Source organism: Pseudoalteromonas sp. Z9A4 (assembly GCF_011378845.1).
GTDB lineage: Bacteria > Pseudomonadota > Gammaproteobacteria > Enterobacterales > Alteromonadaceae > Pseudoalteromonas > Pseudoalteromonas arctica.
On record NZ_WTLA01000002.1, the window covers coordinates 125,406 to 150,043 of the forward strand.

Sequence of the window (24,638 nt, forward strand, 5' to 3'; positions counted from 1 at the left end):
AAAAAAGTAAATTCATGTCGTGGCTCGGTTTTGGCAAGTCAGATAAAAAAGAAGCAGAGCAAAAAGCAGCCGCTGATAAACAACAAGCATTAGCGCAAGAAGAAGCGCAGAAGCTAGAGCAAGAAAAGCTTGCGCAGCAGGCTGAAACTGAACGCTTACAAGCAGAAGCCGAAGCAGAGCGCTTAGAGCAGGAGCGTATTGCTGCTGAACAAATTGAAGCTAAACGTTTAGAGCAAGAAAAGCTAGCACAGGAGCAAGCTGAAGCTGAACGTTTAAAAGCAGAGGCCGAAACAGAGCGCTTAGAGCAGGAGCGTATTGCTGCTGAAAAAATTGAAGCTAAACGTTCAGAGCAAGAAAAGCTAGCACAGGAGCAAGCTGAAGCTGAACGTTTAAAAGCAGAAGCCGAAACAGAGCGCTTAGAGCTGGAGCGTATTGCTTCTGAACAAATTGAAGCAAAACGTTTAGAGCAAGAGCGTGCTGAAAACGCAGAAAAGATTGCCATTGAGCAGGCCAATGCTGAATTACTTGCAAAACAACAAGCTGATGCAGAAGCGCAAAGACAAGAACACGCACAACGTTTAGCCGATCAAGAAACGCAGATGCTGTTAGAGCAAGAGCGATTGGCTGCAGAAAAAATAGAGGCTGAGCGACTAGAGCAAATACGCCTTGAAAAAAAGGATGAAGCTGTAAAGGCTGAAAAGCTTGCAATAGAGCAAGCGAATGCTGAGTTATTAGCAAAAGAACAAGCAGATGCTGAAGCACAAAGACAAGATCAAGCAAAACGTTTAGCAGAACAAGAAGCGCAAATGCGTTTAGAGCAAGAACGCATTGCTGCTGATAAAGCAGAAAGCGAGCGCTTAGAACAAGAACGTATTACTGCTGAGAAAGCTCAGAACGAGCGTTTAGAACAAGAACGTATTGCGGCTGAAAAAACTCAGAGTGAGCGTTTAGAGCAAGAACGCATTACTGCTGAAAAAGTAGAAAATGAGCGTTTAGAGCAAGAACGTATTGCTGCTGAAAAAGCTCAGAATGAGCGCTTAGAGCAAGAACGCATTGCAGCTGAAAAAGTAGAAAATGAACGTTTAGAGCAAGAGCGCATTGCGGCTGAAAAAGTAGAAAACGAACGTTTAGAGCAAGAGCGCATTGCAGCGGAAAAAGCAGAAAACGAGCGTTTAGAGCAAGAGCGCATTACTGCTGAAAAAGTAGAAAATGAGCGTTTAGAGCAAGAACGCATTGCAGAAGAACTTGCAATAGAAGAAGCTAAAAAAGCAGAAAAGCCGAAAAAAGAAGGGTTTTTCTCTCGTCTTAAAAAGGGCTTGTTAAAAACTCGCGTTAATATAGGTTCTGGTTTTGCATCTATTTTTAGTGGTAAAAAAATAGATGACGAATTATTTGAAGATCTTGAAACACAGCTGCTCACCGCCGATTTAGGCGTTGATACCACCATGAAGTTGATTGATAGCTTAACTGATGCTGCAAACCGTAAGCAGTTAAAAGATGGTGATGCGCTTTATGAGTTAATGAAACAAGAAATGGCGGCGATGCTAAAAACGGCTGAACAGCCTTTAGTAATTACCAAAGATAAAAAGCCATTTGTTATTTTAATGGTGGGCGTAAATGGCGTTGGTAAAACAACGACTATTGGTAAGATGGCTAAGCAATTTCAAAGCGAAGGTAAGTCGGTTATGCTGGCTGCTGGCGATACGTTTAGAGCGGCTGCTGTTGAGCAACTTCAGGTTTGGGGTGAACGTAACAGCATTCCTGTTATTGCACAGCATACGGGTGCAGATAGTGCATCGGTTGTTTTTGATGCATTCCAAGCTGCAAAAGCACGTAATATAGATGTGTTAATTGCAGATACAGCGGGTCGCTTGCAAAATAAAGATAACTTAATGCAGGAGCTTGAAAAAATAGCTCGTGTTATGAAAAAAATTGATCCTGATGCGCCGCACGAAGTGATGCTAACCATTGATGCTGGCACAGGTCAAAATGCAATTAGCCAAGTGAACTTATTTAATCAATGCGTTGGCTTAACTGGTATTACGCTTTCAAAACTTGATGGAACTGCAAAGGGTGGTGTTATTTTTGCGGTTGCAGATAAGTTTAATATTCCAATTCGTTACATTGGTGTTGGTGAAGGTATTGATGATTTACGCGCTTTTAAAAGCGATGACTTTATTGATGCGTTATTTAGCCAAGATGAGGACGACGTTTAATTTACCAAAAGAGGGAGCTTGCTCCCTTTTTAATTGCGAGGAATACCAATTTTATTAGTAAACTAATTGAATTGGCATAATAAAAAAATGATAAATTTTCAGCAAGTAAGTAAGACTTATCCTGGAGGGCACCGCGCCCTCGAAAAAGTTAATTTTCATGTTAAACCGGGTGAACTTGCCTTTTTAACCGGCCACAGTGGTGCGGGTAAAAGTACGTTGCTTAAGTTAATTAGCTTAATGGAACGTCCATCGGCAGGCAGTGTATTTATCAACGGTGTTGATTTAAATAAAGTAAACTCGCGTCAAATTCCTTATGCTCGCCGTGATATAGGTATTATTTTTCAAAACCACCGTTTACTAGAGCGCTATACTATTTTTGATAACGTGGCACTGCCTCTTATTATTGAGGGTACTCACCATAAGCAAATAGCTAAACGTGTTCATGGTGCGCTTGATAAAGTAGGCCTGATAGACAAAATAAAATGTCATCCGTCTATGCTCTCTGGAGGCGAGCAGCAACGTGTTGGTATTGCCAGAGCAATCGTAAATTCCCCGCCAATTCTGTTAGCCGATGAGCCTACAGGTAACCTAGACCCTGAGCTTTCAATGGAAATCCTAAAGCTGTTTGAGGACTTTAATAAACACGGCACCACTGTTCTTATAGCGACGCATGACTTAGGTTTGGTTGCACGTATGAAGTACCGCAGTCTAACCTTAAAAGATGGCCGCATGCTTCAAGATCCGCTCGCTGAGGGAGCACTATGAGTTTACTTTTTAAAAGTCGTCAAAATAGTAACGACAAGCAAAAAAAATCAGTATTAGCTGGCAGCTATTTTTTCATTATTAATATTTTTCGCCAAGGTGTTCATAGCTTAGGTGAAATGTGGCGTACGCCGCTTGCATCTATGATGACTATTGCTGTACTTGGTTTGAGCCTAACGTTACCTGCAACACTTTATCTCGTTGTTAAAAACGTACAGCAAGTAAGTAGTGGTTTTGAAGAAGCGAGTGAAATATCGTTGTTTGTAAAAGAAAGTATGAACGAGCAAGAAACGCAAACATTAGTAAAGCGTTTAGCACTTTATCCAGAAGTGGAAAGCGTTGAATTTATATCAAAGCAAAAAGCACTAACAGAATTTAAAGACGTATCTGGCTTTGGGCAAGCTTTAGAGTACTTAGATAAAAACCCATTACCTGATGTGGTACTTGTTACTCCTACAAAACGTCACAGACACCCAAATGCCGCTAAAGTACTGCTAACTAAATTAGAAAGTGAACGTGAAGTTGATTTTGGTAAGCTCGATATAGCGTGGCTAGAGCGTTTAAATGCATTACTAGATTTACTGAAAGAAAGTGTAATAACCATCGCATTATTACTGCTTACCTCAGTGACGCTTATTATTGGTAACACCATCCGTTTGTCGATCATGGATAAAAAAGAAGAAATACAAGTAATGAAGCTAGTCGGCGCAACTAACACCTTTATACATGCCCCATTTTTGTGGACCGGTATTTGGTATGGTGTAATAGGTGGTTTATTCGCCTTTATATGCGTAGGATTAATGATGTGGTGGCTTTCAAGCGCTGTGAGTAGTGTAGCGGGGGTGTATCAAACAAGCTTCTCGTTAATTGGATTATCGCTTAATGAGCTCGGCTTTTTAGTGTTACTTGCAACAAGCTTAGGATTTGTAGGCTCGTACCTTTCTGTAAATCGATATATTAAAGAAATAGAACCCGATAAAGTATAAACAATCCTGCAAACTATAAGTGAACCAACCCAGCTTGATATGCGTATCGTACCGAACTGGGTTGTACCTCCTGTTATTAAAACTGTCATATTTATGTACTATCCTCCCATGAAGTAATGAGTTGTAAATAAGGTGATGCAGCGAGGTTAACCTGCTGCAGCCCCTCAATTCATCACTTATTCAGTCGCTTGTAGTAGACTAAACACATACTAAAAACTGCTTGATTTATACTTTAAAAAAGTTTTAAATTGGGGTTAGCACTCTTAAAGAAAGAGTGCTAAGATAGTTTCAAATGTTTATCACCGAGGTGAAAAATGAGTAAAGATTTATACGCAATGGCACTTACAGTCGGACAACAAAGCGCAAGCATGGACGGTTACCTTCAAGCGGTAAGCACTATCCCTATGCTTAAGGTTGAACAAGAGCAAGAACTTGCTAAAAAGCTTCAGGAAGAAGGCGATCTTAGTGCTGCCAAGCAACTCATTATGTCGCATTTACGCTTTGTAGCACATATTGCTAAAGGCTACTCGGGATACGGCTTACCACAAGCTGACCTTATTCAAGAAGGTAATATAGGCCTGATGAAAGCGGTTAAACGTTTTGACCCTTCAGTGGGTGTACGTTTGGTATCGTTTGCAGTGCATTGGATTAAAGCCGAAATTCACGAGTTTGTGCTTAAAAACTGGCGCATAGTTAAAGTTGCAACCACTAAAGCGCAACGTAAATTGTTTTTTAATCTTCGTAAAAACAAAAAGCGTTTAGGTTGGTTTAATCAAGCTGAGGTTAGCACTGTTGCTAGTGAGCTAGGTGTGAGTGAGAAAGAAGTTCGTGAAATGGAATCGCGCATGAGTGGCCAAGACATGGGCTTTGACCTAACGGGCGACGATAACGACGACGCACCAACAAGTACGTACTCTCCAGTGCAATATTTAACAGATGGCGCAGCTGATTTAGCTGACGACGTCGAACAAGAACAATGGAAAGAGCAAGCGCATACTCGTTTATTTAGCGCACTTAAAACACTAGACGAACGTTCACAAGATATTGTTAGCGCACGTTGGTTGTCGGATGATAAAGCGACTCTTCAAGAGCTTGCACACAAGTACAGTGTATCTGCTGAACGTGTTCGCCAGCTTGAAAAAACAGCAATGAAAAAATTACAAAGCGCTATGAGCTAAACACAGTTCAAGCAGCAAAATTTAAAAGCCCTGCATGAAAATGTGGGGCTTTTTGCTTTAGATAGGCGCTTTAAGTGAATTATTCACAAAGAGATTTAGAGGCGCTGCGCTTTAGAGCTATTAATGTAGGTTGGTTTGAGCGCAGCGAAACCCAACGGGGTCCAACGAAAAAATACCCGACCAATTAGCGTCAGTATTTTCTATTATCGGTTGTCTGAAAACAAGCTTTAACCCTCTGGATTTATTTGCCTCTACTCAATATTAGAGGCGACAGCTATCATGATTTGGAGGAAGCTGTATTGAGAAATTTATTTTATTAGTGGTGCAATGAAACACCAAACCTAGCATTAATATCATCCCAATCAACATTATTACGCTTAAATATAGCTTTAACTTCTTCGGTTTCTTCGTCCAACCCAAAAGTTATATAGGTATTCGGGTAAGCTACTTCAAAATATTTACTGTAATCAGCAAGAATCATACTAATCCTAATAACGCCAATTTCAGAGATATATTCTCCGTCAATCATTAAAAAATATAGCTCTTTAACATCTTCTGTGAAAATGCGGGAGAAATTGTCTAACATACTTATTCCAAAAAGCTCTAATTCATTAATACCTTCGGCTTCATGATCGGCATTAAATGTATAGCCTTCCGATAGTTTTTCAGAAAATACATTTTGTAAAAACTGTGACATTGAAACCGATGTGATTGGAATATCTAAATTTCCAGAGTTTGTAGCCTCTTTTGTATTTTCTGAAATAATATCTATTTCTTGGGAGATATTGTTAAATTCTCGGTCCGCCATTTCTAGAACGCCGGCTACGATTTTAAAGCGTCTACTAATATCGTCAGGGAGTTTCCCTGAAAACTTATAATTTCGATCATGCTCAATTTCAGCCCAAGCATGTTGTAAGATAGTTCGTATTTGTATTTCAAATACTTTGTCTTGAAATTGTTTATATTCAGGTAGTTTCATTCGGTCTGTTTTTAAACTAGCTACGTAATGAACTGATTTGTAGCCAACTTTATCGATTCCTAATGCATCACTTTTATTTGAGCTATTGGCAGGGTCAATAGCAAAATTTTCTTCTATTAATTGACATATAACTGATATTTCGTCTTCAACATATGTGATAATTCTCACACCAGAAAAGTCTTGAATTTCTTTTATTGGATCTGTGTATTTATCATTTTTCCCTTTATGCCTAACACTATCGATCGTTTTAGTTCTAGAGCTAACTAAATGGTAAGGGGTATTGTTTATCTCAAAGACTTCTGACAATAACGACTCAACTTTTTTTGATAATCTTTTGTAGATAGGTTCATTTTTTATATACCAATCAACTAACTTATTTTCCATTGATTTCCAATGTTCAGTGCAAAGCTCGTAGCTTATTCAGTCCGCTTTACTTGTGGTGTATAACATCTCAAAACGGTTGATTTTACAGGTTGTAATAATTTCACCAACAGGTACATTTGTAAACAAGTAATTAAAATAACAAAAACTCAAAGCTTCTTATTTTGTATCAAAACGGCGGGTAGTAATGTATCGAACAAAATTGTAAACTCTATACTTATAGAGCTAAGTTTTAAGCTATGTGAATGTCGGGTAATCGATGCAAACTGTCACTCAATTTTACTCTTATATCGTTGGTTTTTATTGCTTTAACCCACAACCTACGGTAGTTAATATAACGACGGCCTATGCTGTTCTCCTAGTACCTGTTCTCTTGCAACTTGTCGCTTTTAACTTACAATTTGACAGCTGACTGATCTGACCGTTTTACCGCGCACTTATACCTTTATGCTCGGCCTGTGCGAGCTGTATATATTTTCTTTCTACTAATTGCGAAACCGGCACGAGCTCAAAACCTTGCTTAGTTAGCTCGGGTAAGGCATGACGTAAAAATTCGATTGTTTCTGGATAGGGATGAGCAATTGCAATAGCGGAATTATGAGTGATGGCTAGTTGTTTTAATTCTTCAAGCCTTAGCTGCAGTTGTTCTGGTGTAGTTATATTGTCTAAGAACACTTGGCGACTAATATTGGCAACACCTAAAAAGTTAGCAGCATTTTGTGCTTGGCTTAAATCTGTTGTACGGCTATCTAAAAAATATAAATGGCGCTTTTTAAGCACTTCCATTGTCCACTTCATAGCTTGGCTTTGCTGCGTAAGCGCTGAGCCCATGTGGTTATTAACGCCTTTAACTTGCGGTAAACTAGCGAGAGCGGTTCCTAGAGTTTGCTGAAGCTGCTCTTTATTCATATTTAAAGTAAGCGCGCCAGGTCCGAGTTCTTTACCGTTAAGTGCCTGCATAGGTACATGAAGTAATAGTTCTTTATTTGATTGACTAGCAAGCGTTGCAAAAATTTGCGAATAAGGAGTATGGGGCAAAATTGAATACGACAATTGCCCTGGTAAGGAAAGGAACTCTAAGTCCCGTTGATGATAGCCTATATCGTCTATCACTATTGCTATTTGTTTAGCGCTAATTGTTGCTGAGCTAAAACAAATAGCTAATATTAGCCATTTTGTTATTTTCACGTTTATAGTTTTTATTATCTTTTTAGCTTTGTTTAACAGCTTATACAAGCTACTGCATGCTGAGTAATTGTTTGGCTTTAACTAACTGTAAGTCGGCTAAGTTACCAGTAAGTAATTGCGCGTTACTGTTAGTGTGTTCATTTTTTATTATAACGGCTTTATTACTTTGTGAAAGGTTTGTTTGATTAACCGCCACATCTGGGGTTATTCCTATTCCATCAATCGATTTACCTAGCGGCGTAAAGTATTTAGCTGTGGTGAGCTTTAATGCAGTGTTGCCGTCACCTAGCGGAATGAGCGATTGTACAGAACCCTTCCCAAAAGACTGACTGCCAACAACGGTTGCTCGTTTATTATCTTTAAGTGCTGCTGCAAGTATTTCGGCTGCAGAGGCTGAGTTTTCATTTATAAGTACAACAATGGGGGCATTTTTTAGAATGTCTCCACGCTTTGCATAAAATGCTTGGTTGGCATCGTAAAAACGTCCTTTAGTAGTCACTATAGTGCCACTTTGTAAAAATAGGTCTGATACCGCTACTGCGCTTTGTAATGTACCCCCTGGGTTATCACGTAAATCAATTACTAAGCCTTTAAGTGGGTAACCAAAGTGGCTTTGCAGGGCAGCAACTTGCAGAGCAACCTCATGTAATGTGTGGTTAGAGAAGTTATTGATAGCTATATAACCAGTACCAAAATCTAGAAGTTCGCTTGTTACGCTTTCGAGGTTTATTTGGCGGCGTGCTACATGAAACGTGAGTGGGTTTTTATTGTTATCACGACTTATAATTAGGTCTATATTTGAAAATTTACTGTCTCTTATTAGTGTTGCTACTTCATCGATTGTAAGGTTTTGGGCTGCTTGGTTGTTTACACTTACAATAATATCGCCTGGCAAAATACCCGCTGCTTTTGCGGGGGAGTTATTAACCACATTAACAATAGTCATATTCTCGTCGATATTTTTAACCTCAATACCGATACCGGTGTAACGTCCATTTGTGTTATCAAATAATGAGGTTAGTTCGTGCTCATTTAAGTACTTAGAGTAAGAGTCGAGCTTTGAATATAAACGCTCAAACTGTTGGCTATTATATTTAATGTGGTGGCTATTTTGTAAGGTGAGATCTTCAACATAGTAGGCATGAATGTTAAAGAGTATTTCGTCTATTTGTTGTCTTTTAAGATCTTTAATCGAGCTTGCTAGTGCGTTACTAGAAAAAGCGATTAAGGTTAGTAATACAAGCAAATACAGACTTATATAAAAGCCTGTATTTTTTTGATCAATGGTAGTTACTACAGTTTTTTTAGTTGTCATCAGCTGCTCCAGAGCGGTGCAGCGATTTATTTAATTAAATGCGTTTGCACCATTTTACAGGATTTACTGCGCGTCCTTTGTGGCGTATTTCAAAGTATAGACCAGAACTAGCTTGTCCGCCGCTTTGGCCAACTAAAGCAAGGGTTTCGCCTTCGCGTACCATGTCGCCTACATCTCTTAGCAGTGTTTGGGCATGACCATATAGGCTCATAAAACCTTCACCATGGTCTACAACAATTACCCAACCATAGCCCTTTAGCCAATCGGCAAATACAACTTGGCCGTTATGTACGCTATTAATATTAGTGCCTTCTTTTGCACCAATTAATACGCCTTTCCAATCAATACCACCATGTTTACGTTGGCCGAATGTGTGCTCTAACTTGCCTTTGCTGGGCCAGTCTAATTTGCCTTTGTTTTTATTTAGGCCCAGTAATTCAATTTTCTGTGTTTTTTCTTTTTCGAGTTCTTCAATTGTTGCTACTAAAGTTTGTTGGTTTTCTTTTAAATAGTTTATTGAACTTTTGGTGCTGTTGAGCTGAGCTTGTAAATTTTTAAGATTAGCTTGGCGTTCACTTTGTGCATTAAGCAATGCAGTTTGACGTCTTTTTTGCTCATCAAATAAAAGCGCTAGTTTTTCTTGTGTTTTAACAAGCTCTTCTTGGTTTTGTACTATTTGCTGTTGAAGGTCTTTTAGATCTTCAATTTGTTCAATACGGGCTTTATTTAAGTAGTTGTAATAACTAAGTGTGCGCTCAAATTTTGCAGTGTCTTCTTGATTTAACAGCATTTTAGAGTAGTCGTCGCCACCGGCCATATAGGCGCTTTTAAGTTGCGCGGCTAAAATTTTCTGAAATTGAGTGTGCTTTTTATCGAGCTCATCGGCTTTATTTTGTAGCTCTTTTTGCTGTGTTTTAGTTTCTTTTACTGATTGTTCTGCCATGTTAAGTGCTTTAGCATTTTTAGCTATATCGAGTTCATGGCTTTTTAGGTTTTTTTGTAGCGACGCTATTTTTTTTCTTTGGGCGTTATACTCAGCTTGGCTTTGCTCAAGTGCATTTTGAACTTCTGATAAGTCTTTTTTAGTACGATCCTCATTAGCAACTGCAGATGCAGTCACTAATGAAGTGAGTATTAAACCGCACTTAATTAACCGGTTAATACGTCTATTCATGTGTTATTTCAACATCATGATAGGCGTACCAGTCATTTCGCTTGGTTGCTCCATGCCCATTAAGTGAAGCATTGTAGGGGCTACATCGCTTAATGCTTTACCTTGCATAGGCTCTGCATCGCGACCAACATATATAAAATGTACCGGTTCACTAGTGTGGGCAGTATGCGCTTGGCCTGTTTTAAGATCAGCCATCTGCTCAGCATTACCATGATCGGCTGTTATTAGTGCTTCACCACCAAACTCTTCAAGTGCATCAACAACACGTCCGATACAGCTATCTACAGCTTCACAAGCTTTAACAGCAGCTTCAAATACACCTGAGTGACCAACCATATCGCCGTTAGGGTAGTTACAAATAATAGCATCGTATTTTCCGCTTTTAATTGCTTCTACGAGTTTATCGGTTAACATTTCTGAGTTCATTTCAGGTTGTAAGTCGTAAGTTGCAACTTGCGGCGAAGGAATTAGTTCGCGTGTTTCACCTTCAAATTCGCTTTCGCGACCGCCACTAAAGAAAAACGTAACGTGTGCGTATTTTTCGGTTTCTGAAATACGAAGCTGTGTTTTGTTATTTTTTTCAAACCATTCACCAAGTACATTTACTAACGGTGTTGAACCAAAGGCAACAGGGGCATCTATATCAGCTGCGTACTCTGTCATCATTACAAATGCGCTAAGCTTTGGTGTTCTTTTTCTTGCGAATCCATCAAAATCAGGCTCAACAAAAGCGCGAGTAATTTCGCGGGCTCTGTCTGCTCTAAAGTTGGCAAAAATTAGAGTGTCGCCATCGTTAATTTCGGCTGGCTCTGCACCTGTTGGTGTAATAGTTGTAGCAGCTACAAACTCATCGTTTTCGTCGCGCTCGTATGCTGCATTAAGTGCCTCTACGCCGTTATCAAAATTAAAGTCGCCTTCGGCTAATGCAATTACATTGTAAGCTTTTTCTACTCGGTTCCAGCGGTTGTCTCTGTCCATTGCGTAGTAGCGACCAACAAGTGACGCTAAACGACCGCATTTAAGTTCGCTAAACAATGCTTCAATACGTTCGATTGATGCTTTAGCGCTACGTGGAGGTGTGTCGCGGCCATCTAAAAAGCCATGAAAGTAAACTTCTTTAGCGCCACGTTTTGCAGCCAGTTTTATACTAGCAACAATGTGATCTTCGTGACTATGTACGCCACCTGGGCTTAAAAGACCCATTATGTGAACTGCTTTTCCTGCACTTACCGCTTTATCTATGTTTTCAACTAGGGCTGGTGTTGAGTCAAATTCGCCATCGTTAATTGCTTTGGTGATACGAGTAAAATCTTGATAAACAATGCGCCCAGCACCTAAGTTTACATGGCCAACTTCAGAGTTACCCATTTGGCCATCAGGAAGACCCACATCTAAACCCGAAGCTGATATTAATGTGTGAGGGCGTGTTGCCCATAAATTGTCTAATACCGGTGTGTTAGCTGCAAGAATGGCATTGCTCTGCGTATCTTCGCGGTATCCCCAACCGTCTAAAATCATTAATACCAGTGGTTTTTTATGCTCTGTCATAATAGCTCCTGAAAATTAGTATCTGTTGATGGATACTGTGCACCTAAAAAGGTTTATTAGCGTGGTTTTAGCATACCGTGTTTTTAAGCTAGGATCAGCATTGAAAACAAGATATTAATTTTTTTCACTTACTTTATATATGGGGGGCTTTATCGTTTTTTAAACGCTTCTAAGTACTCCTAAACTCGCATTTTAGGTTGGTTTGGGTATACTTGCGTGGCTAAAGTACAAAATCCTTAAAACATCACGTTTTAAAACATAATTTCATAGTGGAAGTAGAATGGATCAATATATTGAATTTATTACAAATCATCCCATTTTAAGCCTTGCTTGGGTTGGTATTGTTTTCCTTATTGTTAGTGGCTGGATAAAAAGTAAGTTTTCAGCTGTTCGTCAAATAAATCCTCAGCAGCTTACGTTACTTATAAACCGTGATGACGGCCAAGTAATCGATATACGTGCACAAAAAGAGTTTAATGCAGGACGTATTTCTGGCGCTGAGCACTTAAGCCCAGAGAATGCGAAAAAATCTGACTTTTCAAGCCTTGAAAAGTACAAGACTAAACCCATTATAGTTGTATGTACTACAGGTATGACTGCCCAAGGTACTGCAGCCGCTATGAGTAAAGCTGGTTTTGAACGAGTTTACTTATTAGCAGGTGGCATGGGTGCGTGGCAATCTGCCAGCTTACCAACTACAACAGGTCGCTAATCAGTTTAGCTAGGCCGATAGAGGATTTATTATGAGTAATGTTGTTTTATACACTAAGGCGTATTGTCCATTTTGTCAGCGTGCTCTTTCGCTTTTAAATAGCAAAGGCGTTGAATACACTAATTATGATATTGGTGTACAACCAGAGCTACGTGCCGAAATGATTACTAAAGCTGGTGGTGCAAGCACAGTACCGCAAATTTTTATTAATGATGAACATATCGGTGGCTGCGACGACATGATGGCTATTGAAGCGCAAGGTAAACTTGACGCTAAGCTAAACGCTTAATTTAATTATAATAACGAACAAGTTAGGAATAACAATGAACGAAGAAAATCAAAACGTAGCAGCTGCAGAAGCCGGCGCACAATTTACTATTCAACGTATTTACACTAAAGATGTATCGTTTGAAACGCCAAACTCTCCGGCTATTTTTCAAAAAGAATGGACGCCAGAAGTTAAGCTAGACCTAGATACACGCTCTAATAAACTAGACGAAGGTGTATTTGAAGTTGTTTTAGCGCTAACTGTAACCGCTTCTCTTGGTGAAGAAACTGCGTTCTTATGTGAAATTCAACAAGCAGGTATTTTTACTATTGCTGAAGTTGAAGAAGTGCAACTTGCGCACATGCTAGGTGCATTTTGTCCTAACGTGTTGTTCCCATATGCACGTGAAGCTGTTTCAAACCTTGTTAACCGTGGTACTTTCCCACAGCTTAACCTTGCGCCAGTTAATTTTGATGCGTTATTTGCACAATACATGCAACAACGTACTGCGCAAGCTGACCAGGCTTCAGCAGACGCATAACTTATGAGTACAGCAACTACAGCTGTTACTGTATTAGGGGCGGGGTCTTACGGCACCGCCCTTGCTATTTGTTTAGCCCGAAATGGTCACCACGTGACACTTTGGGGAAGAAATAGCGACGACGTTGCCACGCTTGCAGCTGAGCGGAAAAATCAACGTTACTTACCTGATGCTCCTTTTCCAGATACTCTTACTCTTGAAGCTAACTTACAACATGCCGTTGCTAGCAGCGCTATTGTACTTGTTGTTGTGCCAAGCCATGCTTTTGGCGACACACTTGCGCAGATCAAACCTGCATTGCAAGACGGTGCTAAAGTAGCGTGGGCAACTAAAGGGCTTGAGCCTAATACTGGACGTTTGTTACAAGAAGTGGCTTTGCAAGAATTGGGTGATGATATTCCGCTTGCGGTACTGTCGGGTCCTACATTTGCAAAAGAAATGGCAATGGGTTCACCTACAGCTATTTCAGTGTCTTCTACGTCACCAGAGTTTGCTCAGCAGCTCGCTGATTTACTTCATTGTGGTCGCTCATTCCGTGTTTATAACAATGATGATTTTATTGGTATACAGCTTGGTGGCGCGGTTAAGAATGTAATTGCCATTGGTGCCGGTATTTCGGACGGTGTTGGTTTTGGTGCTAATGCGCGTACTGCGTTGATCACTCGTGGTCTTGCTGAATTAACGCGATTAGGCTGTGCTTTGGGCGCAAAACCAGAAACTTTTATGGGAATGGCGGGTCTTGGTGATTTAATACTCACCTGTACCGACAACCAATCTCGTAATCGTCGATTTGGTTTAGCACTAGGTAAAGGCGAAAGCGTCGATGCTGCTATTGAGTCTATTGGCCAAGTAGTTGAAGGCTTTAGAAATACCAAAGAAGTGTATTTATTAGCGCAACGTAGCGGTGTAGAAATGCCGATTACCGAGCAAATTTATAAAGTGCTTTATGAAAATAAAGATATGAAAGAAGCTGCAATGGCGCTATTAGGCCGAGAGCAACGTTCTGAATAATTTTATAAGCGTTTATAAAACTAAAAAACCGACGTTATGTCGGTTTTTTGTTGTTTAGCTCAAAGCTATTTACTGCGCGTTAGGAAAACCCAACTGGCGCCACGATTCGTAGACAAACACAGCTACTGCGTTTGACAAGTTCATGCTGCGGCTATTGGCTTGCATAGGAATACGCACACGCTGCTCTTTTGGCAGTGCTTGGATCATATCATCCGGCAGGCCGCGAGTTTCAGGCCCAAAAACTAGGCAATCGCCAGCTTCGTAACTAGCTTCATGGTGAAATTGACTGCCTTTGGTTGTACATGCATATATTTTTTTAGGTTTGCACTTCTCAAGGTAATCTTCAAAAGAAGCATGGCGTTGAACATGGCTAAATTCGTGGTAATCAAGGCCAGCACGCTTTACTCGTTTGTCGTCCCATTCAAAACCTAACGGCTCAATTAAATGCAGTGCATAGCCCGTATTTGCGCACAGACGAATAATATTACCTGTATTAGGTGGGATTTCAGGTTGGTATAAAACAATATCCAGCATAGTGAGCCTTTTAAATAATCTGTAGTTTAACGATTTTCAGTATACACGAAACCCTTCAAAAAAATGATATACTCACACTATTGAGTACTCCTAATTATCGGATTAAAGCGTGCATAACCGTAGCTACGAATTTTGGGTTAAAACTTCCAGCATTGTTACCATGGTAATGGTTAGTTTAATGATTGGCGCAAAAACATGGGCGTGGCTTGCTTCGGGCTCGGCCTCAATGCTTGGCTCGTTAACGGATTCGTTAATGGATATAACAGCTACCGCTATGAGCTTTTTAGTTTTAGGTTACGCACTGCGCCCAGCCGATGACGATCACCGGTTTGGACACGGTAAAGCCGAAGCACTTGCCGGATTAGGGCAAGCTGCGTTTATTGCAGGCTCAGGTTGCCTACTTGCTTTTCATGGTATTGAGCGTTTATTTAATCCTATACAGTTAAGCCATTCTTTATTAGGTGTATGGGTAAGTATTTTTGCTATTGCGTGTACGCTGGTGATTGTATTTGTACAAAACAAGGTGGTTAAGTATACCGATTCAATTGCTATAAAAGCCGACTCAGTACATTACAAAGGTGATTTAATATTAAATGCCGCTGTGCTATTAGCTATTTTGTTAGCTTATTATGGTGTTTTGTATGCAGATCCTGTTTTTGCGATAGGTGTAGCAGGTTATTTGCTTTATAACAGTTGGGATATTGCTCGCGATAGCGCCGATCATTTAATGGATAAAGAGCTGCCAGATGATGAAAAGCAAAGCATATTTGATATAGCCAGAGCCCATGCAGATGTACACGGCGTACATGACATTCGTACTCGTCAAGGCGGAAAAGTTAAGTTTATCCAAATGCACTTAGAGCTTGATGATCATTTAAGTTTAATACGTGCTCATAACGTAGCTGATGAAGTGGAGTCAATGCTTAAAGAACGTTTTGAGTCTGAGGTAGATATACTGATCCACCTCGACCCTTTGTCGGTACTTGCTAAGCCGTCACCGACTCACAAAACTGATACAAACTTTTAAGCAATGGCTGGCGTATTTCATCACGTTCAAAAAACAGTTCGTGTTTAGCGCCTTCAAAGCTTTTAAGTACTGTATTTGCGTGTCTGTTTGCTAATTTATATTGGGCATTGTTATCGACTACTTCGTCGTTTTGCGCACTGGCAATATAAAGTGGGATAGTCACGCTTAAGCTATCCATCGAAGTTATAAATGCAAATGTCGCATTTAGCCAGCCGTAAGTAACACCGCCGAGCTGTAGTAATGGCTCTTCTTTATATGTTTGCCTAAATAGCTCGTAACGCACTGGACTGCTGGTTAATACATTTGTAGCAAACTCATCGGGTATATAATCGGTTTGCCCTAGCGCGTAGTTGTCTTTTTGACCCAAAAGGGTAGCGGTACTGGCTATTAATTTAGCTAAAGGTTTTGGTGTGTTTTTTGTGTAAATATCAAGCATCGGGGCTGATAAAAACGCGCCACTAAAATTGTGTTCAAAATGCGCAAGGTAATCAAAAGCAATAGCGCCGCCCATTGAATGACTCACTAACACTTTTTTGCCCTGCCAATAAGTATCCACAACGTGTTTATTAAATAAGTTTAGATCGGCACTGTAATCGTTAAATTGATTAACGTGGCCTTTATGCTTATTTATTAAGTGGCGATAAGAGCGGCCTTGTCCTTGGTGGTCGACTATGAACACGGCAAAATTATTATTACAAAGCTCCCACAACAATTCTTTATATTTATCTAACCCCTCAAGGCGCCCCGAACTGATAACAATGGCAATTTGAGCTTTTTCAGGTATGGCATAAGCATAAAATAATTGCCCGTTAGGCGTATCTAAATAAGCTTTAATTAGCGTGTTTTTATAAAAGTTATTAATTGTTATTTGATTACTTTTAAGCTCACGCTCACTACTATAAAACATGGTTTACTCTTTTATTAATGGCAAGGTTATATTAGCACACAAGCCACCTAGTTCTTTATTTGATAATACTAAACTGCCGCCATGCGCAGTAATAGCATTTTTAGCAATCGCAAGACCTAAACCCGTGCCACCACTTACGCGATCCCGCGCATCTGACTGTCTAAAAAAGGGCTCGCAAAGCTTGCTCAGTTGATCATCTGGCACACCAGAGCCATCGTCACATATTTCTATATAAATGGCATCAGCATGCTTTAGAGTAATGCTAATTGTATTATTTGCGTATTTAATAGCGTTGCGTAATAGGTTTTCAAGCGCACTGGCAATAAGGCCTTCGTCGCAATTAATGTTTACGTCTACAGCGCCCACTATATTTAGCTGCTTATTATTTTGTTTTGCTTCAAACTGCGCATCGTTAATAACGTGATCTACAATTATTTGTAATGATTGTTTTTGCAGTGAAAGCGCTTGGCTTTTTGCTTCTAAGCGAGAAACTTGCAGCACGTCGGCAATCATTTTATCGAGTTGGTTAGCTTCTTTTTCTATGCGTAATAAATACGATTGGCTAGCGTCGTTAGCTTGCATTTGTGCAAGTCCGGTAGCCATTTTTAAACGTGTAAGAGGCGATCGTAATTCATGTGATATGTCGGCTAATAAGCGTTTTTGTGAACTAATTAAAAGCTCTAACTGATTAGCCATGCTGTTAAAATCTCGCCCTAGTATTCCTAGCTCATCTTTTCGGTTTACAGAAATGTCGGCTCTTGCGCTTAGGTTACCCGCTGATAGTTTAATTGCCGCTTTTTTAAGGCTATTTATAGGGGCTATTAAGTTCCGGCTAAATACAAAGCTTAAAATAAGAGAGGCAACAATTGCGATGACTATTTTCATCCAATTAGGCATAAGCTTAAAGCGCATTATTAGCGGTGGTTGATGGTTAATATCTATTTCGTAAAGATAAAAACTCCCTTCAGGCACGTTTATATTAACAGGGCCGAAGGCTTGATATTTTTCAGTGAAAATAATTTGCGGTGACATATTTTGAGTGAAGTTTAATAAACTTAAATCGATGCTCTCTGGCACCTCTTTACTACTAAGAGAGTCCTCGCTTTGAGCTGCGCTTAAGTATAAAAGTTTACGCTTTGATAGGCGAGGGTGTACTAATACTTCGCTTAGGCTGCGCTTATGTTTAATAGCAGTGCGCTCAATACTTTTGGCGGTGTATATTAGGTTTTTTTTCATCGGGCCATAAAGTGGCTCGTTAGATACCGCATTAATAGCGGTTATATTACTTAAAAATATAAGCGCTGCTACGGTGCCGATTATAGTTAACCAAAACCAAATAAATACTTTAAAAAACAGGTAGTGCCCAGGATGTTTTAACCAAGCAAAGTAAGTGCTTTTATTCGCCTTGGATAAAGACATAACCCGTACCTCGCATTGTTTTAATTCGCTCACCTGGAATATGCTCAGCTATTTTTTTACGGATATTACTTACATGCATATCGATAGAGCGATCAAAAGAAGCTAAGCGCCTGCCTAGCACTTCTTCGCTAATTTGCTCTTTACTAACAACTTCGCCTGCATTTTTACACAATAGCGTGAGTATTTCGTACTCTGTACCGGTAAGGGTTAGTGTAGAGCCGTCGATTGAGGCCTCTCGCGCTGCAAGGTTAACAGTAATACCATTAACGAGTAACTTACTCGTTGTAGCTGCATTTAAGCTATTAATGTGCTCTATACGGCGTGTTATTGCTTTTACGCGGGCTAGTAATTCACGATGATTAAAAGGCTTTGGAATATAATCATCAGCGCCTAGCTCTAGGCCAAAAATACGGTCAAAGTCTTCACCTTTTGCAGTAAGCATTATGACCGGTGTGAGTTTTGTTTGCCTAAGTTGTTTAAGTACTTCAAAACCATCAAGCGTTGGTAACATTACATCTAGCAATATAAGGGCGTAGTCATTTGCTTGTGCTAGTTTAAGGCCCTGCTCACCGTCGTGTACGCTTTGTATTTCAAACCCTTGGGCAGTTAAATACTCACTTAATAGCTCGCAAAGACCAGTATCGTCATCAATCATTAATAGTTTCATTTACAAACCCTTAGAGTTGTTTATAGCGTTATTTTACCCGCTAAATAGTGCAAAGGTGAATCTTTACACAACCTTTACACTGCTTTGCGTTACTTTGCATTGAGTTAGGTATAGTTAACTCACTGGCTTAGCAGCCACAACCAACCCAATATTAAGGTAATGATTATGACTAAATTAAACACACTTTCAAAATTAGTACTTATCTGTGGCTTAGCAACAGCAACGCTTGGTGCTGGTAGCGTATTAGCTAAAGGCGACGGACATAAACAAGGCCATTCTCAAGCTCGTTTTTTACTTTCTGATCGCGGCGTTGAAAAATTAAGCTTAACAGATGAGCAGCAAACTAAGCTAAAGGCTATTTTTGAAGCGCAAAAAACACAAATGAAAGCATTACGTGGTGACGATAAAGAAGCCCGTAAAGCGATGCGTGAAGCGCACAAAGCTAAAATGGATGCGTTACTTTCGGCTGCAACATTTGACGAAAATGCAGCAAAAGAGCTATTAAATGAACGTCATGAAAAAGGTGAGCAATTTGGTTTAATTAAACTAAAAACGCAACACCAAGTAATGCAAGTACTTAACGCTGAGCAAAAAGAGAAATTTGCTAAAATGCAAAAGCGTATGAATAAAAAGCACCGTAAACAAAAAAGTTAATTATACTTTTTTGTAAATACTAAAAAACCAGCTTAATGCTGGTTTTCGTATTTAGGGCATAATGAAGATAAATTACTTAAAAAAGTCATCTTCATTTTTAGCCAGCATAGCTTCAATATCTTCAATCATGTCTTGGCTAAACTCTTCTGCGGACGTGATTGGTGCAGAAATTCTGTTATTTTCAAACGACCATTCACCTAAATCAATTAGCTGACAGCGTTTTGAGCAAAACGGGCGAAATGGGCTTTGCTCTGACCACTCAACTTTAGTTTTACAGGTTGGGCAGTTTACAATAGTTGGCATACTTTACTCTCTACAATTTTGCTTTATAGCTCTAAGAACAATAACTCAGAGCCATATATTTACATATTAGTGACGCGGTTTATTTCAGCGAGCGACGTTAAACCATCAGCGGCTTTACGCAAACCCGATAATCGTAAATTATTAAACCCAGCTTTAAGGGAAACATCAGCTATTTCAAGTGAGTTACCACCGCGCATAATAATTTGGGCAATTTCAGGGGTAATTTGCATTACTTCGTAAATACCAACACGACCTTTATAACCATCGGTACAGCTATCACACCCTTTGGGCGTATATAACGTCATTTCTTCAATTTGCTTGGCGCTAAATCCTTGGCGAACTAGTTCTTCACTCGGAAGTTGTTCTGGCGTTTTACATTTAGGGCATAAACGACGTGCTAAACGCTGCGCTATAATTAAGCTAATTGAACTTGCTACGTTATAAGCCGGCACACCCATATTTAATAAACGGGTGATTGTTTCCGGTGCTGAGTTTGTATGCAATGTTGATAAAACCAAGTGACCTGTTTGCGCCGCTTTTATTGATATTTCTGCGGTTTCTAGGTCACGTATTTCACCTACCATAACTACATCAGGATCTTGACGTAAAAATGCACGCAGTGCATTGGCAAAAGTCATATCGGCTTTAATGTTAATTTGTACTTGGTTTACACCTTCAAGGTTAATCTCAACCGGATCTTCCGCAGTACTAATATTGCGCTCTGGCTGGTTTAATATATTTAAACCTGTGTATAGCGATACTGTTTTACCAGAACCCGTTGGCCCTGTTACCAATATCATCCCTTGAGGCTGGGCAAGTGCATCCATATAGAGCTTTTTCTGCTCAGGCTCATAGCCTAATACATCAATGCCTAACATAGCGCTTGATGAATCAAGGATACGCATTACTATTTTTTCGCCCCACAAGGTAGGCATGGTACTTACACGAAAGTCGATACTTTTGCGTTCAGTAATTTTTAGTTTTATACGGCCATCTTGCGGTTTGCGTTTTTCGGCAATATCGAGTCGCGACATTACTTTAATACGCGCAGAAAGCTTGGTTGCTAATGTATTAGGTGGGCTTGCCACTTCATGCAAAATGCCATCAATACGAAAGCGAATACGGTACTTGTGCTCATACGGTTCAAAGTGTAAATCAGACGCCCCTTTTTTAATGGCATCCATTAAAATTTTGTTGATGTAAACGATGATAGGCGCATCATCTTTATCATCATCTTGTGGTGCTGTATCTCTTTGGCTTTCTGAGTCTAAGTCAGCAAATTCTTGAAACTCGTCATCAGTTAAATTTAAGCTGCCAGCAGCATCTAGTAACTGCTCAATTTTGGCATCGAGTTGAATATAATCAACAGCAACAACTTCGCATGATAGACCGGTACTAAACTCAAAGTTTTCAAATGCGCCATAATCTGTTGGGTCGGATGCTGCTATATAAACTTTTCGATCTTTTTGAACAAGCGGCAAAATGTGATGTTTACGTATAAGTTTTTCTTTTACGAGATCGGCTGGAATTTTTGTAGGGTCAAAATCTTTTAAATCAAAATAAGGTACGCGAAACAAATCAATACATTGTTCAGCTAAATCTTTACTATCGATTTTTCCACATTTAGAAATAAGCTCAGCTGTTGAGGCAAATTCATTTTGTTTGTTTTTAACCGTGTCGGCATCAATGCGGCCAAGGGTTATAAATTTTCTCAATAACGGTGAGTTAATATTCATTGCGCACCTGTTTTATTCCTTCAATAGTAAGCAATTTATCAGAAAAAAGAAGGTGATTACATCACCTTTCATTCTTTGTTGTGATTTTACTAACTAAAATACGAGTTCGTGTGAGTTAAGACAGTATTAAAGTGAGTTAGTTTTGTTGCGTAATGCATATTGTAGGTACTTTTTATGTAGATCAACAAGCTCTATATGCACTAGGTTTAAACTACGGTCATTATTTAAAATATCATCCGCTTTTTGCTGTTTATCGACGCGTGACATTTGCGAGGCAATAATACTTTTAACTTGCTCAATACTTGTGCTGTCGCGTTTTGCTGTACGCGCTATTTGTACAGAGGTTGGTACGTCAATAAGTAAGGTATGGTCGCAATATTTATCAAGGTTGTTTTCAAACAATAAAGGCGCTACTAAAACAACATAAGGGCTTGCTGCGCTATTTAAATCGTTTAGTATTTTTATCCGTATAAGAGGGTGCAGTAACGCATTAAGCCATTCTTTGTCATTGTTGTTAGTAAATATTTTTGCGCGTAGTTCTGCTCTATTTAATGTGCCATCAGGCAATAAAATATCCTCACCAAAGTGTTGGGTAATCGCTCTTAGCCCTTTGCTATTTGGGAGTACTACTTCACGCGCAATTATATCGGCATCAACTATTGTAATATCAAGCTCTTCAAACATGTTACTGATGGCCGTTTTACCACAGCCAATACCACCTGTTAAACCTAATACCCAGCTGTTAACTTTAGTAATTTGCTCACTCATTTTAATAACCAATTAAATTAAAATAAGCGCCTTGAATTTGGTTGCCCCAAAGCATTGCAATCCAGCCAGCAATCGCTAAATAAGGCCCAAAAGGGATAGGGGTCGCTTTGTCTTTACCTTGTATGCTCAGCAGTGCAATACCTATAATGGCACCCACTACGCTCGAAAGCAGAATAATAGTAAGTAATGACTGCCAGCCAAGCAAAGCACCAAATACAGCAAGCAATTTAAAATCGCCATAACCCATGCCTTCTTTTCCGGTTAGTAACTTAAATAACCAAAACACGCTCCACAAGCTTAAATAGCCACAAGCCGCACCAATAATGGCATCGGTTGGTGTAATTGTGTAACCCATTACTGAGGCAATAAGTGCAAGCCATACAAGCGGAAGTGTAAGTTGATCTGGCAGCAGCATGTGGTCAATATCAATAAAGGTTAGTGCTACTAAAATCCACGTTACAAAAATATATAAAAGGGCTTGCTCGGTCGCACCAAAACTATAGGCAACAATTAAACTTAATAGGGCAGTAATTAGCTCTACAGCAGGGTATCGAGCCGAAATAGGGTTACTGCAGCTTGCACATTTACCTTTAAGTGCTAACCAACTAATAATAGGAATATTCTGCCAAGGCTTAATGGCAGTTTTGCATTTAGGGCAGGTAGAATTGGGTTTTACTAAGTTAAAAGGCTCGTTGATGTTTGGGTTAGAACTATCAGGCTTCGAATTACCTGGTTTAGAGCTATCCGAGTTCGAGTTGTTTTTTTTAAGCTCGTCATCTAGCAATATACGGCATTCACTTTGCCACTCGCGCTGCATCATTAATGGTAAACGATAGATAACCACATTTAAAAAGCTACCAATACATAAACTAATTAAGCCAATCGAGGTTAAATAAAACCATAATTGGCTTTGCATTACTTCTATAATACTTTGCATTTGTTTACCTAAAACTAAAATTCTTTAATAACACACTTAGGACGACGCGATATAAAATTAGGAGAACGCGATATAAAATCGCTGCTACATGTGCGTCCCTTTAAAATCGCAAGGTTTCTTATATTTTTCCAAAGGAATTAAATTACAGAACCTAATTGGAAAATAGGTAAGTACATCGCGATAATTAAACCACCAACAAGTACACCAAGTACAGCCATAATAAGTGGCTCAAGCAAGCTTGAAAGGCCATCTACTGCATCATCGACTTCTTGCTCGTAAATAGTAGCCACTTTCGCGAGCATGCCATCTAGTGAGCCAGACTCCTCACCAATCGCGACCATTTGTATTACCATATCAGGGAATATTTTTGAGTTGCGCATTGCCCAGTTCATCTGATTACCTGAGCTAACCTCTGCCTTAATATCTAAAATGGCATATCGGTAAACAGCATTACCAGAGGCTCCTGCTGCAGAATCAAGCGCATCAACCAACGGCACACCAGCAGCAAACGTAGTCGAAAGAGTTCGTGCATAGCGAGCAACTGCTGCTTTATTTAAAATCATACCGATCACAGGGAGTTTTAGTATTGCTCTGTCAGTAGCGTCTCTAAGTTTTAAACTCCTCAGTTTAGCTTCTTTAAAAGTATAACCGAAAGCAATTATAGCTATTAGTATTACCCACCAATACGCTTGCATAAATTCTGATATACCAATAACAAACAAAGTAAATGCAGGAAGCTCCGCGCCAAACCCTGCAAAAATATCTTGAAACTGAGGTACTACAAATATTAATAATATTGAGGTTACAATACCTGCAATAACTAATACTGACATAGGGTAAAACATTGCTTTTTTAATTTTTGATTTTAGTGCTTCAGATTTTTCTTTATAAATAGCGACACGATCAAATATTCTATCAAGCGCACCTGATTGCTCGCCCGATGCGACTAAGTCACAGTATAAATCATCAAAATAGCGGGGATGTTTTCTTAGTGCGGTTGATAGTGGTTGGCCTGCTTTAACTTCATCCGCAATAGTTTCCATTAATTTGGCGACACTTTTATTGGTCGAGCCAGTGCCAATCATTTCAATAGACTGTATTAACGGTACTCCTGCCATTAGCATGGTCGCAATTTGGCGAGTAACTAGTGCGATATCTTTTGGCGTTATTTTTTGGACACTTTGGATGCCAAATAATGGCTTTGCCTTTCGCTTTACTTTTGATGGCGTGATGCCTTGTTTGCGAAGCTGAGCTTTTACTAATGCAATACTATTCCCGGTAAGCTCGCCTTCAAGTTTCTTCCCTCGCGCACTCACACCTACCCACTGAAAAGTATCGAGGCCTTTATCTTTTTGTTTTATTGCCATTGAGAGTACCCAGCTGAATTTGGTTTACATGTTATTATTACAAGCATAACTTAAACTAAT

Annotated in this window: 24 protein-coding genes; 10 read left to right on the top strand and 14 right to left on the bottom strand. The window is 39.6% G+C overall.

From position 1 onward, the window contains the following. Positions 1-14: 14 nt before the first annotated feature. From ftsY to rpoH, 4 genes are all read left to right on the top strand, one after another. A complete protein-coding gene (gene ftsY, locus GQR54_RS02230) occupies positions 15-2,216 on the top strand; it encodes a signal recognition particle-docking protein FtsY (RefSeq protein ID WP_346766067.1) in 2,202 nt (733 codons plus the stop codon). An 87-nt stretch (positions 2,217-2,303) separates the two neighbouring features. Further along, a complete protein-coding gene (ftsE, locus tag GQR54_RS02235) occupies positions 2,304-2,981 on the top strand; it encodes a cell division ATP-binding protein FtsE (protein ID WP_007582842.1) in 678 nt (225 codons plus the stop codon). Then, on the top strand, positions 2,978-3,964 hold the full coding sequence (gene ftsX / locus GQR54_RS02240) for a permease-like cell division protein FtsX (protein ID WP_165727133.1): 987 nt from the start codon (positions 2,978-2,980) through the stop codon (positions 3,962-3,964). Before ftsE ends, ftsX begins: the two co-directional genes overlap by 4 nt. Before the next feature lie 314 nt (positions 3,965-4,278). After that, positions 4,279-5,142 (top strand): RNA polymerase sigma factor RpoH, encoded by an 864-nt coding sequence (rpoH, locus tag GQR54_RS02245; protein ID WP_166376410.1) that lies wholly within the window; start codon positions 4,279-4,281, stop codon positions 5,140-5,142. Between the two features lie 316 nt (positions 5,143-5,458). Here rpoH and GQR54_RS02250 read toward each other — a convergent pair whose 3' ends face one another. The 5 genes from GQR54_RS02250 to gpmM all read right to left on the bottom strand — a co-directional run bounded on the left by GQR54_RS02250 (position 5,459) and on the right by gpmM (position 11,727). Further along, complete coding sequence (locus GQR54_RS02250; protein ID WP_166376411.1) at positions 5,459-6,505, bottom strand: hypothetical protein; 1,047 nt, start codon at positions 6,503-6,505, stop codon at positions 5,459-5,461. 423 nt (positions 6,506-6,928) lie between these two features. After that, complete coding sequence (locus tag GQR54_RS02255; protein WP_166376412.1) at positions 6,929-7,690, bottom strand: divergent polysaccharide deacetylase family protein; 762 nt, start codon at positions 7,688-7,690, stop codon at positions 6,929-6,931. Positions 7,691-7,739: 49 nt separating this feature from the next. Then, positions 7,740-9,005 (bottom strand): S41 family peptidase, encoded by a 1,266-nt coding sequence (locus GQR54_RS02260; protein ID WP_166376413.1) that lies wholly within the window; start codon positions 9,003-9,005, stop codon positions 7,740-7,742. A 34-nt stretch (positions 9,006-9,039) separates the two neighbouring features. Further along, entirely contained in the window at positions 9,040-10,179 is a 1,140-nt protein-coding gene (locus GQR54_RS02265) for a peptidoglycan DD-metalloendopeptidase family protein (protein WP_024606965.1), read from the bottom strand. Positions 10,180-10,182: 3 nt separating this feature from the next. Further along, on the bottom strand, positions 10,183-11,727 hold the full coding sequence (gpmM, locus tag GQR54_RS02270) for a 2,3-bisphosphoglycerate-independent phosphoglycerate mutase (protein WP_166376414.1): 1,545 nt from the start codon (positions 11,725-11,727) through the stop codon (positions 10,183-10,185). Between the two features lie 280 nt (positions 11,728-12,007). On the opposite strand from gpmM, the gene GQR54_RS02275 reads away from it, so the two are divergent. The 4 genes from GQR54_RS02275 to gpsA are packed head-to-tail and all read left to right on the top strand — an operon-like array spanning position 12,008 to position 14,259. Continuing rightward, positions 12,008-12,439 carry a rhodanese-like domain-containing protein gene (locus GQR54_RS02275; RefSeq protein ID WP_007376037.1) on the top strand — a complete coding sequence of 144 codons (432 nt, stop codon included), beginning with the start codon at positions 12,008-12,010 and terminating at the stop codon, positions 12,437-12,439. A 31-nt stretch (positions 12,440-12,470) separates the two neighbouring features. Further along, positions 12,471-12,728 carry a glutaredoxin 3 gene (grxC, locus tag GQR54_RS02280; RefSeq protein WP_165740928.1) on the top strand — a complete coding sequence of 86 codons (258 nt, stop codon included), beginning with the start codon at positions 12,471-12,473 and terminating at the stop codon, positions 12,726-12,728. A gap of 34 nt (positions 12,729-12,762) precedes the next feature. After that, on the top strand, positions 12,763-13,248 hold the full coding sequence (gene secB / locus GQR54_RS02285) for a protein-export chaperone SecB (RefSeq protein ID WP_010553360.1): 486 nt from the start codon (positions 12,763-12,765) through the stop codon (positions 13,246-13,248). 3 nt (positions 13,249-13,251) lie between these two features. Next, a complete protein-coding gene (gene gpsA, locus GQR54_RS02290; RefSeq protein ID WP_007582822.1) occupies positions 13,252-14,259 on the top strand; it encodes an NAD(P)H-dependent glycerol-3-phosphate dehydrogenase in 1,008 nt (335 codons plus the stop codon). Between the two features lie 69 nt (positions 14,260-14,328). Here gpsA and trmL read toward each other — a convergent pair whose 3' ends face one another. Next, the gene (gene trmL / locus GQR54_RS02295; RefSeq protein WP_007582820.1) at positions 14,329-14,793 is read right to left on the bottom strand and encodes a tRNA (uridine(34)/cytosine(34)/5-carboxymethylaminomethyluridine(34)-2'-O)-methyltransferase TrmL; all 465 of its coding nucleotides are present in this window, start codon (positions 14,791-14,793) and stop codon (positions 14,329-14,331) included. A gap of 160 nt (positions 14,794-14,953) precedes the next feature. Between trmL and GQR54_RS02300 the strand changes: the two genes are divergently transcribed. Further along, the gene (locus GQR54_RS02300; protein WP_166376526.1) at positions 14,954-15,820 is read left to right on the top strand and encodes a cation diffusion facilitator family transporter; all 867 of its coding nucleotides are present in this window, start codon (positions 14,954-14,956) and stop codon (positions 15,818-15,820) included. Here GQR54_RS02300 and GQR54_RS02305 read toward each other — a convergent pair. The 3 genes from GQR54_RS02305 to GQR54_RS02315 are packed head-to-tail and all read right to left on the bottom strand — an operon-like array spanning position 15,780 to position 18,813. Further along, positions 15,780-16,727, bottom strand: coding sequence for an alpha/beta fold hydrolase (locus GQR54_RS02305; RefSeq protein WP_166376415.1), 948 nt, complete (start codon positions 16,725-16,727; stop codon positions 15,780-15,782). The genes GQR54_RS02300 and GQR54_RS02305 overlap by 41 nt on opposite strands. A 3-nt stretch (positions 16,728-16,730) precedes the next feature. After that, the gene (locus tag GQR54_RS02310; protein WP_024590618.1) at positions 16,731-18,146 is read right to left on the bottom strand and encodes an ATP-binding protein; all 1,416 of its coding nucleotides are present in this window, start codon (positions 18,144-18,146) and stop codon (positions 16,731-16,733) included. Next, entirely contained in the window at positions 18,124-18,813 is a 690-nt protein-coding gene (locus GQR54_RS02315) for a response regulator (RefSeq protein ID WP_007586150.1), read from the bottom strand. Before GQR54_RS02315 ends, GQR54_RS02310 begins: the two co-directional genes overlap by 23 nt. Before the next feature lie 165 nt (positions 18,814-18,978). Between GQR54_RS02315 and GQR54_RS02320 the strand changes: the two genes are divergently transcribed. Then, entirely contained in the window at positions 18,979-19,467 is a 489-nt protein-coding gene (locus GQR54_RS02320) for a Spy/CpxP family protein refolding chaperone (protein WP_166376416.1), read from the top strand. A 72-nt stretch (positions 19,468-19,539) separates the two neighbouring features. Here the strand turns inward: GQR54_RS02320 and yacG are convergent, their stop codons facing one another. The 5 genes from yacG to GQR54_RS02345 form a co-directional block, all read right to left on the bottom strand. Next, a complete protein-coding gene (gene yacG / locus GQR54_RS02325) occupies positions 19,540-19,770 on the bottom strand; it encodes a DNA gyrase inhibitor YacG (protein ID WP_007586146.1) in 231 nt (76 codons plus the stop codon). A gap of 59 nt (positions 19,771-19,829) precedes the next feature. Beyond that, a complete protein-coding gene (gene pilB, locus GQR54_RS02330) occupies positions 19,830-21,506 on the bottom strand; it encodes a type IV-A pilus assembly ATPase PilB (RefSeq protein WP_166376417.1) in 1,677 nt (558 codons plus the stop codon). Between the two features lie 126 nt (positions 21,507-21,632). Next, positions 21,633-22,274, bottom strand: a complete 642-nt coding sequence (gene coaE, locus GQR54_RS02335; RefSeq protein ID WP_166376418.1) for a dephospho-CoA kinase — start codon at positions 22,272-22,274, stop codon at positions 21,633-21,635. Position 22,275: 1 nt separating this feature from the next. Further along, the gene (locus GQR54_RS02340; RefSeq protein ID WP_166376419.1) at positions 22,276-23,211 is read right to left on the bottom strand and encodes an A24 family peptidase; all 936 of its coding nucleotides are present in this window, start codon (positions 23,209-23,211) and stop codon (positions 22,276-22,278) included. Between the two features lie 137 nt (positions 23,212-23,348). After that, on the bottom strand, positions 23,349-24,578 hold the full coding sequence (locus tag GQR54_RS02345) for a type II secretion system F family protein (RefSeq protein ID WP_166376420.1): 1,230 nt from the start codon (positions 24,576-24,578) through the stop codon (positions 23,349-23,351). Between the last annotated feature and the right edge of the window lie 60 nt (positions 24,579-24,638).

Excerpts from the sequence above, each read along its gene's own strand:
- ftsY (WP_346766067.1), top strand. The coding sequence starts at position 15 with ATGTCGTGGCTCGGTTTTGGCAAGTCAGATAAAAAAGAAGCAGAGCAA.
- ftsE (WP_007582842.1), top strand. The coding sequence starts at position 2,304 with ATGATAAATTTTCAGCAAGTAAGTAAGACTTATCCTGGAGGGCACCGC.
- ftsX (WP_165727133.1), top strand. The coding sequence starts at position 2,978 with ATGAGTTTACTTTTTAAAAGTCGTCAAAATAGTAACGACAAGCAAAAA.
- rpoH (WP_166376410.1), top strand. The coding sequence starts at position 4,279 with ATGAGTAAAGATTTATACGCAATGGCACTTACAGTCGGACAACAAAGC.
- GQR54_RS02250 (WP_166376411.1), bottom strand. The coding sequence starts at position 6,505 with ATGGAAAATAAGTTAGTTGATTGGTATATAAAAAATGAACCTATCTAC.
- GQR54_RS02260 (WP_166376413.1), bottom strand. The coding sequence starts at position 9,005 with ATGACAACTAAAAAAACTGTAGTAACTACCATTGATCAAAAAAATACA.
- GQR54_RS02265 (WP_024606965.1), bottom strand. The coding sequence starts at position 10,179 with ATGAATAGACGTATTAACCGGTTAATTAAGTGCGGTTTAATACTCACT.
- gpmM (WP_166376414.1), bottom strand. The coding sequence starts at position 11,727 with ATGACAGAGCATAAAAAACCACTGGTATTAATGATTTTAGACGGTTGG.
- GQR54_RS02275 (WP_007376037.1), top strand. The coding sequence starts at position 12,008 with ATGGATCAATATATTGAATTTATTACAAATCATCCCATTTTAAGCCTT.
- grxC (WP_165740928.1), top strand. The coding sequence starts at position 12,471 with ATGAGTAATGTTGTTTTATACACTAAGGCGTATTGTCCATTTTGTCAG.
- secB (WP_010553360.1), top strand. The coding sequence starts at position 12,763 with ATGAACGAAGAAAATCAAAACGTAGCAGCTGCAGAAGCCGGCGCACAA.
- gpsA (WP_007582822.1), top strand. The coding sequence starts at position 13,252 with ATGAGTACAGCAACTACAGCTGTTACTGTATTAGGGGCGGGGTCTTAC.
- trmL (WP_007582820.1), bottom strand. The coding sequence starts at position 14,793 with ATGCTGGATATTGTTTTATACCAACCTGAAATCCCACCTAATACAGGT.
- GQR54_RS02300 (WP_166376526.1), top strand. The coding sequence starts at position 14,954 with ATGGTAATGGTTAGTTTAATGATTGGCGCAAAAACATGGGCGTGGCTT.
- GQR54_RS02305 (WP_166376415.1), bottom strand. The coding sequence starts at position 16,727 with ATGTTTTATAGTAGTGAGCGTGAGCTTAAAAGTAATCAAATAACAATT.
- GQR54_RS02310 (WP_024590618.1), bottom strand. The coding sequence starts at position 18,146 with ATGTCTTTATCCAAGGCGAATAAAAGCACTTACTTTGCTTGGTTAAAA.
- GQR54_RS02315 (WP_007586150.1), bottom strand. The coding sequence starts at position 18,813 with ATGAAACTATTAATGATTGATGACGATACTGGTCTTTGCGAGCTATTA.
- GQR54_RS02320 (WP_166376416.1), top strand. The coding sequence starts at position 18,979 with ATGACTAAATTAAACACACTTTCAAAATTAGTACTTATCTGTGGCTTA.
- yacG (WP_007586146.1), bottom strand. The coding sequence starts at position 19,770 with ATGCCAACTATTGTAAACTGCCCAACCTGTAAAACTAAAGTTGAGTGG.
- pilB (WP_166376417.1), bottom strand. The coding sequence starts at position 21,506 with ATGAATATTAACTCACCGTTATTGAGAAAATTTATAACCCTTGGCCGC.
- coaE (WP_166376418.1), bottom strand. The coding sequence starts at position 22,274 with ATGAGTGAGCAAATTACTAAAGTTAACAGCTGGGTATTAGGTTTAACA.
- GQR54_RS02340 (WP_166376419.1), bottom strand. The coding sequence starts at position 23,211 with ATGCAAAGTATTATAGAAGTAATGCAAAGCCAATTATGGTTTTATTTA.
- GQR54_RS02345 (WP_166376420.1), bottom strand. The coding sequence starts at position 24,578 with ATGGCAATAAAACAAAAAGATAAAGGCCTCGATACTTTTCAGTGGGTA.